Here is an 8,780-nt window from a genome sequence, read left to right on the forward strand (position 1 = left end):
CTCCTCTTCAACTAAAATAAATAAGCCATCAATTGCTTTTTGAGTTGCATATCCTTTCAAATCTGGATTTACTTTTTGCGTAAATGGAAGAGCGTTATAAGTAGTTGCCAAGTCGGTATAATATTTAGTTGCTTGCGTTTTTTGTAAGGCACGTTCTACTGCAGGCATAAATGCTTGAACCAAAGCTGCTGAAGTTGTTCTTTTCAAAAACATTGTGGCAGCATTTTTATCGCCCCTCAAAATACCCCAAGCATCCGAAAATGACATGCTTAAAATCGCATTGACAAAAATTGGTTTAGCTTCTTTAGCAGCTTCTTCTGCACCACGATTGAGAGAAACTACAAATTTATCCACTTCATTTCCCAAGCCAACTTTGCGTAGAGCATTTTCTACTCGTTGAACTTCTGGAGGAAAAGGAATCTTTATTCTTGGATTCAAATAAAAGCCATTCATTCTTGAAGCACTATCAGCACCTTTATTAATACCAACTTTTAAGGCTTCTTTCAAACCCATCACCACATCATCATTTGTTAATGGTCCGTTTTGTGTTTGGTCAATGATTCCACCTAAAACTTTACCCAGATTAAATTTTTGTCCTGCACAACCTTGCAAAGTTAAAATGCTGATTATAAAGAAAATAGAAAGCGATTTTTTCATTTTTACTGTTTTTTTGAGATTGTTTTATGAATTATTAATTCTCTTACTAACGAATGAACAATGAAAATTGTATTTTTGTGCAAATAAAGTTTGAAATAGCAAACATAGCTTGTTCGATAGTCATAGTTTACCGCAAAAAACAACAAAATTCAATAAAGAACATTTAAAACTTTATAAATGAGACTCATTTTAGCCGAAGTAGTAACAATTGGAGATGAAATTTTATATGGGCAAATTACGGATACTAACACGCAATGGATGAGTACCGAATTAGATAAAATTGGTATAAAAACGGTGCGTAAGTCTTCGGTTGGCGACCAAGAAGATAAAATTTTACAAATTTTTGAAGAAGCTGAAAATCGTGCTGATATAATTTTATTGACTGGTGGACTTGGACCCACAAAAGACGATATTACTAAGAAAACACTTTGTAAATATTTTGATGATGAATTGCTCATCAATGAAGATGCCTTGAGTTTTATTACAGATTTTTTTACAAAAGGAGGTCGTCCAATGACGGAACTTAACCGTCTGCAAGCAACAATACCAAGTCGTTGTACTTATTTGGCAAATAAAACAGGAACTGCCCCAGGAATGTGGTTTGAGCATAAAGGAAAGTCGAATCGTACAACTATTTTCGTTTCGATGCCTGGCGTGCCGCACGAGATGAAATATCTAATGACCAACGAAGTAATTCCACGATTAAAAAAATTCTTTGAAACACCTGTCATTTATCACAAAATGATTCGTACAATTGGCGTTGGAGAATCGTTTTTAGCTGAAAAAATTGAAAATTGGGAAGATAATCTGCCTGAACATATCAAATTGGCGTATTTACCAAGTTTTGGACAAGTACGTTTGCGATTGACAGCAGTTGGAGAAGATGAAGAAATTTTAAAACAAGAAGTTCAAGATGAAATAGATAAAGTTTTGCCTTTAATTGAATCATCAGTTTTTGGTTTTGATAACGATGATTTAGAAGTAGCTATTGGAAAAACTTTGAAAAGAAAAGGTTTGACCGTTTCAGTTGCCGAAAGTTGCACAGGAGGCTATATTTCACACTTGTTTACAAAAGTTCCGGGCAGTTCTGCTTATTTTACAGGAAGTGTAGTAAGCTATGATAATTCTGTGAAAATTAATGTGTTGGGCGTAAAACCTGAAACAATCACCGAAAATGGGGCAGTGAGTGAAGAAACTGTAACACAAATGGCAGAAGGCGTGCGAAAACTTCTTAAAACTGACTTTGCAATTGCAACAAGTGGAGTGGCTGGGCCTGATGGAGGAACATCAGAAAAACCAGTTGGCACATTATGGATTGCGTGTGCAATGGAAGGGAAAACAATCGCTCGTAAATTACAAATGTCTAATCAACGAGATACAAATATCAATTACGGAAGCGTTGTAGCATTAAATCTTTTGAGAAAAATGCTTAACGGAGATTATGAGAGCTAATCTTTAAAAAAAATCTTCAACAAAAACTATACATTATGGCTTTGGTAGAAATGATAATGCCTAAAATGGGCGAAAGTATTTTTGAATGTACGGTTTTGAATTGGCTTAAAAATGTCGGTGAGAAAATCGAAGCAGACGATATGATTTTAGAGGTCGCTACAGATAAGATTGATACTGAAATTGGCTCATCGCATTCAGGTATTATCAAACAATTTTTGGTTCAAAAAGGCGAAATTGCTATCATAGGAAATCCGATTTGTATAATTGAAACCGAAGTTGGACAGGTTTCAGAAAACAAACCGGTTATAGCTGATATTGAACAAGAACTAAAGAATTTATTGCCTGAAATTGAAAGACAACTAACTATTTCATCAAACTTAGCTACTAACTCTGAGCTAAAATCGAATGTTTCGAATATTCGTTTCTATTCTCCTTTGGTAATAAATATTGCTAAGGAAGAAAATATTTCGTCGGAGCAATTAGATGCAATGATAGGAACAGGTTTGGATAATCGAGTAACCAAAGATGATATCTTAGCTTATCTGAAAAAACGCTCTGATTTAACAATAGAAGAACCTATTTTGCAATTCACTGAACGCCGCCCGACTGAACATAGTCCAAATGACCAAATTGTTGAAATGGATAGGATGCGTAAAATGATTGCTGAACGAATGACTGAATCTAAACGAATTTCAGCACACGTTACTTCATTTGTAGAAACCGATATGACCAATATTGTTTTGTGGAGAGAGAAAGTTAAAGGTCAATTTAAGAAAGAAACAGGCGAAAATATTACTTTCACTCCTCTTTTAATCGAAGCAGTAGTAAAAGCAATCAAGGATTTCCCATTGATAAATATCCAAGTTGACGGCGATAAAATTATTATAAAGGGTAAAATTAATATAGGTATGGCAGTTGCTTTGTCTAATGGTAATCTGATTGTACCAGTCATTCATGAAGCAGATTCTTACAGCTTGATTGGTTTGACAAAGAAAATAAATGACCTCGCCACCCGAGCAAGAACTAATAAATTGAAACCCGATGACTTAATTGATGGAACATTTACGGTTTCAAATATTGGCGGTTTCGGAAATATTGCAGGAACGCCAATCATCATGCAGCCACAAGTAGCAATTATTGCTTTCGGGGTTATTCAGAAAAAGGTTGCAGTCATTGAAACTCCTCACGGAGATACTATTGGTATTCGTCAAAAAATGATTATTTCACATTCTTATGACCACCGTGTAGTTGATGGTTCGCTTGGCGGACAGTTTGTTAAAAGAGTTTCCGATTATTTAGAAAACTTTGATTTAGAGCGAAAACTGTTTTAGAAATTGTATTTTTTGATTTAAATAAAGGCATCGAGATTTTTTCGATGCCTTTATAATTTAAAAAACTCGAAGTAGATTAAAGGTTTTCTTGGAAAAGTTTTTAAAAACAAAAATAAACCTTGAACTTTGAAAGCAGAAAACAAATTTTGTAAATTTTGAAATTTTCTAATATCTTATATCTAAGTATAAATGCTTTTCAATTCTTTTGAATTTCTACTTTTCTTTCCGCTCGTTACCCTCATTTATTTTGCCATTCCGCACAAATATCGCTGGTTTCATTTATTATTGGCGAGCTGTTTTTTTTACAGTTTTTTTATTTTTGAGTATATTCTTATACTTTTCTTCACCATTATAATCGATTATTTTGCAGGAATTTGGATCGAACAATCGCAAGGTAAAAGTCGAAAAACGGCTTTGATAATGAGCCTCGTGGCAAATATTGGTGTTTTGGCAGTCTTTAAATATTATAATTTCTTTATTGACAATTTTAACACAGTTCTATTCAAAATAAACCCCAATGAACTTATTCCTCATTGGAACATAATTTTGCCCATTGGCTTATCATTTCATACTTTTCAAGCCATGAGTTATACCATTGAAGTATATCGAGGAAATCAAAAAGCAGAACGCCATTTTGGTATTTATGCACTATATGTAATGTTTTATCCGCAGTTGGTAGCGGGCCCAATCGAACGACCACAAAATGTCATACATCAGTTTTATACGAAACACGAATTTAATTTTACTTTAGCAGTTAGTGGGCTTCGCTTGATGCTTTGGGGAATGTTCAAAAAAGTAGTAATTGCCGATAGGTTGTCAGTTTTTGTTAATCAAATTTATAATCAACCGACTGATTATCAGGGGCTTCCGTTAATAATTGCTACACTATTTTTTACTTTTCAGATATACTGTGATTTTTCAGGATATTCTGATATTGCTATTGGTGCTGCTCGTGTGATGGGCTTTAAATTAATGAAAAACTTTGATAGACCTTATCTTTCCAAGTCTATTTCTGAGTTTTGGAGACGTTGGCATATCTCACTTTCAACATGGTTTAGAGATTATTTGTACATTCCTTTGGGTGGTAATAGAGTTTCTAAACCAAGACTTTATTTCAATTTGTTTTTTGTATTTATGTTGTCAGGGTTTTGGCATGGAGCAAGCTGGCACTATGTTATTTGGGGAGCTTTACATGGGGTTTATTTGATTTTCGGACAACTAACTAAAAGTATTCAAGACAAAGTGTTGAATCTTGTTAGAATACCATTTATTCAAAAAAGCATTCATGCAATTGTTACATTTATGTTGGCTGCCTTTGCTTGGGTATTTTTTCGAGCCAATACTAATGAAGACTCGATTTATATTGTCAAAAACCTTTTTGAAACCAATTCTCATTCATTCGACCAAATTCTTGGAATGATTGGCAAAAATGATTTATATTTAATCATTATTTCATTTTTGATAATGGAAATTGTGCAGTGGCAACAACGAGGGCGAAGTATTGCAGCTTGGTTCGATGCCAAACCCAAATGGCAACGTTGGGCAGCATATTATGTAATTTTATTTATGATTTTGTGTTACGGAGTATATAATAATTCTCAATTTATTTATTTTCAATTTTAAAGATATGAACGAAGGCTTTGACCCAATCGAAATTGCGGAACTCAAAAAAGAGTGTGAGCAAGAAGGACAGAATTATGTAATTGTTGAAGATGAAGATGGAATGAATGATTCAGGTGAATTTGCACATTTTCAATTTGTGGGTAAACACGAAGGTAAAGAGGTTATTTACGATGCAGTCATGGGAACTTTACGTCTCAATCATAGTAGTTTGGTTTTTGAAGAAGCCGAAATTCGTATGAAAAAAGCTAATCCAAACTATGTCGAATTGGAAAGAAGAAAACCTAATTATAAGGAAGATGAAGACATGGAGTTAATGCTTGAAGAAATAATTGAAGAGTTAGAGGAAGAAGAAGTAATTAAGGTTTCTGAGTTTGTTGAAGTAGAAAAAGATTTTGAATATGGTATCGGTCTTGACATTGCTTTAAATGTGGAAGAGATTGATGCTAAGGTAATTACAAAATTTATTAATGATTTTAACGCTGGAAAATTAGAACTCGACCAAACGCTTTATAGTTTCACAAGTGAAGAGGAGGAGTAGAAGTTTGTAAGTACAGAAAACGAATAAAAGTATTGGACAATTCAGCATCGGAGTTACTTAAAACGGTTTCGTGTTTTTTTTATGGAAAATAAGCAAAATAAAGAATTTAAAGGTACCTCAAATTATGTGGCAACTCGAGAGCTACAAATTGCCGTAAATGCTTCGGTAGCTTTACAAAGACCACTTTTGATAAAAGGCGAACCTGGCACCGGCAAAACCCTTTTGGCTTTTGAAGTAGCCAAATCGCTCGATAAACAATTATTTACTTGGCATGTAAAATCTACCACTTCTGCTCAACAAGGTTTGTATGAATATGATGCGGTTTCTCGCCTAAGAGATTCCCAATTAGGCGATGATAAGGTAAATCATGTAGAAAATTATATCAAAAAAGGTAAAATTTGGGAGTCTTTCGACACCGAAGTCCAAAGCGTTTTGTTAATTGATGAAATTGATAAAGCTGATATTGAGTTCCCTAATGATTTATTGCAGGAACTTGACCGTATGGAGTTTTATTGCTACGAAACCAAGCAAACTATCAAAGCAAAACATCGCCCAATTATCATAATAACTTCAAATAATGAAAAGGAATTGCCCGATGCTTTTCTTCGTCGTTGCTTTTTCCATTTTATTCGTTTTCCAGACAAAGAAACAATGCAGCAAATAGTTGATGTGCATTATCCAAAATTAGAAGAAATGCTGCTGAACAATGCCATGAAAACATTTTTTGGCATCAGAGAAGTAAAAAATCTCAAGAAAAAGCCTTCAACAAGCGAACTCATTGACTGGCTTAGATTGCTTTTAGTCGGACATGTTTCGGCTGAAGATTTAGATGATCTGAACAAAATGAATGAAATTCCACCCTATCTCGGAGCATTATTGAAAAATGAATCTGATTATGATTTGTTTAAGGCTTTGAGAGAGAAAGGAATTAAATAATATGTTGATTGTTACGATGGACAATGTATCTATGAAACAGACGACAAAAAATAAGTAACAAAGCAAACTTCAATTATGAAAGAAAATAAAAATTCTGGAAACGGTATTGCTCTTGGAGCTGCTCTTGGACTCGCGTTCGTAGCAGTTTATGGCAATTCTGTAAGCATCCCAATGGGATTAGTCATAGGTGCTGCTGTTGGAGCGATTTTTGACTTTGTAAAAAAATAGAAAATAATTTGACTTAGAAATTAAATATTTCTTTAAACAACATTGTCCTTTGTACAAACTATGCTTACAGATTTCTTCTTTCATCTAAGAAATAACAATCTCAAAGTGAATCTTCGAGAGCATCTGACCATGTTAGAAGCCCTCGACAAAGAAGTTGTGTCGTATAATACGGAAGATTTTTACTTTTTAAGTCGAGCCATTTATGTAAAACATGAGCAAAATCTTGATTTATTTGATAAGCTTTTTGGGCAGTTTTTTGGAGATTTAGAAAATATTCCTGTAGATAAACTTTTAACTATTGATGATAATTGGCTGATTAGTAAGTTTTTACGAGAATTGTCTGATGAAGATAAAGCGGCAATTGAAGCAGCAGGAGGTTTAGAAGAATTATTAGAAAGATTGAAGAAAACCCTCGAAGAGCAAAAAGAACGCCACGAAGGTGGCAGTAAATGGGTTGGCACGGGCGGAACATCTCCATTTGGTAATGCAGGATTTAATCCAGCAGGCGTTAGAATAGGAGGGAAGAGCGGAAACAAAAGTGCCGTGAAAGTTTGGGACAAACGTGATTTTAAAAATTATGACGATAATCTCGAACTCAATACCCGAAATACCAAAATGGCTTTGCGGAGGCTAAGAATTCTTACCCGTGAAGGTATTGAAGACGAATTGAATTTGAATGAAACCATCGAACGAACAAGCAATAATGCTGGGCTTTTAGACATAAAAATGCAAGCATCGAAGCAAAATCGAGTAAAAGTTTTGCTTTTATTGGATGTTGGTGGTTCGATGGATGATTTTATTGAACAATGTTCGATGCTTTTTTCTTCGGCAAAACACCAATTCAAAAACTTAGAGTTTTATTATTTCCATAATTGTGTTTATGAAGTCCTCTGGAAAGATAATCACCGTCGCAACGAAGACCGCATTTCGACTTGGGATGTGCTGAACAAATATAATAAAGACTACAAAGTAATTTTCATTGGCGATGCCTCCATGTCGCCGTGGGAACTTGCCGAGCCTCGTGGTAGCGTAGAGCATTATAATGCCGAATCTGGTCTGACTTGGTTGGAGCGTTTCAAAACCAAATTTCCAAATTTGGTTTGGCTCAACCCCGTAACTGATGGCTATTGGCAATATACGCACACAATCCAACAGATACGAACGTGGTCAGACAACCGCATGTTTCCTCTAACCATCAATGGTATTGAAAAAGCAATGAAATGCTTAAAAAATAGCAAGTTGAAGTTTTGAACCCCCAACGGAGTTGTTCCCAAAAGTTTTATATATTTTTCAAAAACTCCATCGTATTAACTCCATCCGCAAAATCATCTAATTTTGGCATTTGTGCTTCTCCAAAACTGTAAGAATTTTCGAAATACCCACCTTTTGAAACTATACATTGAATTTTGTCTCGTTTATTTTCAATCAATGTTTTCAGATGTTCTTCATCGTTGTAAGTTTCCCAAAAACAAACTGAAATTGGTGAAACCAGAGCCTCATCCTCTTTTAAAAGCAAGAAACCATTGTCGAGATGTATAACTCTATTGACTAAATAAATTGACTTATTATAGTCGTAATTATTATTGTATTTGTGGTGTAAGCAAATCGTGTTCCAATACTCAATGGCTTCGTAGAATTTATCAAAAGTATAACCTTGTGGCACATATAATTTTGAAACATTTCGACAGCCCAACCCAAAGTATTGAAAAATATCGTTCCCTAAATTCCCTAAATCTGTTTTGGTTTCATCACCACTTAAGATGGCAATAGATGAGCGATTTTTACGAATTATATGTGGTTTTTTTGCAAAATAATACTCAAAATGCTTTGCAGTATTGTCGCTTCCTGTAGCTATTAAAGCATCAGCGTCATTGAGTCTATCAACAATTTGGATATAATTTCTGAAATCAGGATTTAGTTCAAAAAGTTTATTGATGATAAATTTCATCAAAACCGAGTCGCTTTAACAAAAATTTATTAGTGCAAAATTACCACACAAAAAAACCCAAAAAAAA

General features: G+C 34.3%; 9 protein-coding genes. 7 read left to right on the forward strand and 2 right to left on the reverse strand.

Annotated features, from left to right (window positions below; translation table 11 throughout):
* Positions 1-657: DUF4197 domain-containing protein (locus tag ACH2CJ_RS01365; RefSeq protein WP_394990277.1), on the reverse strand; the 657-nt coding region annotated here is incomplete at its 3' end.
* Between the two features lie 177 nt (positions 658-834).
* Here ACH2CJ_RS01365 and ACH2CJ_RS01370 point away from each other — a divergent pair.
* The 7 genes from ACH2CJ_RS01370 to ACH2CJ_RS01400 all read left to right on the forward strand — a co-directional run bounded on the left by ACH2CJ_RS01370 (position 835) and on the right by ACH2CJ_RS01400 (position 8,016).
* Positions 835-2,109 carry a competence/damage-inducible protein A gene (locus tag ACH2CJ_RS01370; RefSeq protein WP_394990278.1) on the forward strand — a complete coding sequence of 425 codons (1,275 nt, stop codon included), beginning with the start codon at positions 835-837 and terminating at the stop codon, positions 2,107-2,109.
* A gap of 35 nt (positions 2,110-2,144) precedes the next feature.
* The gene (locus tag ACH2CJ_RS01375) at positions 2,145-3,440 is read left to right on the forward strand and encodes a dihydrolipoamide acetyltransferase family protein (RefSeq protein ID WP_394990279.1); all 1,296 of its coding nucleotides are present in this window, start codon (positions 2,145-2,147) and stop codon (positions 3,438-3,440) included.
* Between the two features lie 189 nt (positions 3,441-3,629).
* On the forward strand, positions 3,630-5,063 hold the full coding sequence (locus ACH2CJ_RS01380) for an MBOAT family O-acyltransferase (RefSeq protein WP_394990280.1): 1,434 nt from the start codon (positions 3,630-3,632) through the stop codon (positions 5,061-5,063).
* Between the two features lie 4 nt (positions 5,064-5,067).
* On the forward strand, positions 5,068-5,601 hold the full coding sequence (locus tag ACH2CJ_RS01385; protein ID WP_394990281.1) for a hypothetical protein: 534 nt from the start codon (positions 5,068-5,070) through the stop codon (positions 5,599-5,601).
* A gap of 81 nt (positions 5,602-5,682) precedes the next feature.
* Positions 5,683-6,537, forward strand: a complete 855-nt coding sequence (locus ACH2CJ_RS01390) for an AAA family ATPase (RefSeq protein ID WP_394990282.1) — start codon at positions 5,683-5,685, stop codon at positions 6,535-6,537.
* A 75-nt stretch (positions 6,538-6,612) separates the two neighbouring features.
* Positions 6,613-6,765, forward strand: coding sequence for a hypothetical protein (locus tag ACH2CJ_RS01395; RefSeq protein WP_394990283.1), 153 nt, complete (start codon positions 6,613-6,615; stop codon positions 6,763-6,765).
* A 60-nt stretch (positions 6,766-6,825) separates the two neighbouring features.
* Positions 6,826-8,016, forward strand: coding sequence for a VWA domain-containing protein (locus ACH2CJ_RS01400; protein WP_394990284.1), 1,191 nt, complete (start codon positions 6,826-6,828; stop codon positions 8,014-8,016).
* Between the two features lie 28 nt (positions 8,017-8,044).
* Here the strand turns inward: ACH2CJ_RS01400 and ACH2CJ_RS01405 are convergent, their stop codons facing one another.
* Positions 8,045-8,713: a hypothetical protein gene (locus tag ACH2CJ_RS01405; protein ID WP_394990285.1), complete on the reverse strand. Its 669-nt coding sequence runs from the start codon at positions 8,711-8,713 to the stop codon at positions 8,045-8,047.
* Positions 8,714-8,780: the final 67 nt, after the last annotated feature.

Source organism: Emticicia sp., assembly GCF_043780375.1.
Classification (GTDB): domain Bacteria; phylum Bacteroidota; class Bacteroidia; order Cytophagales; family Spirosomataceae; genus Emticicia.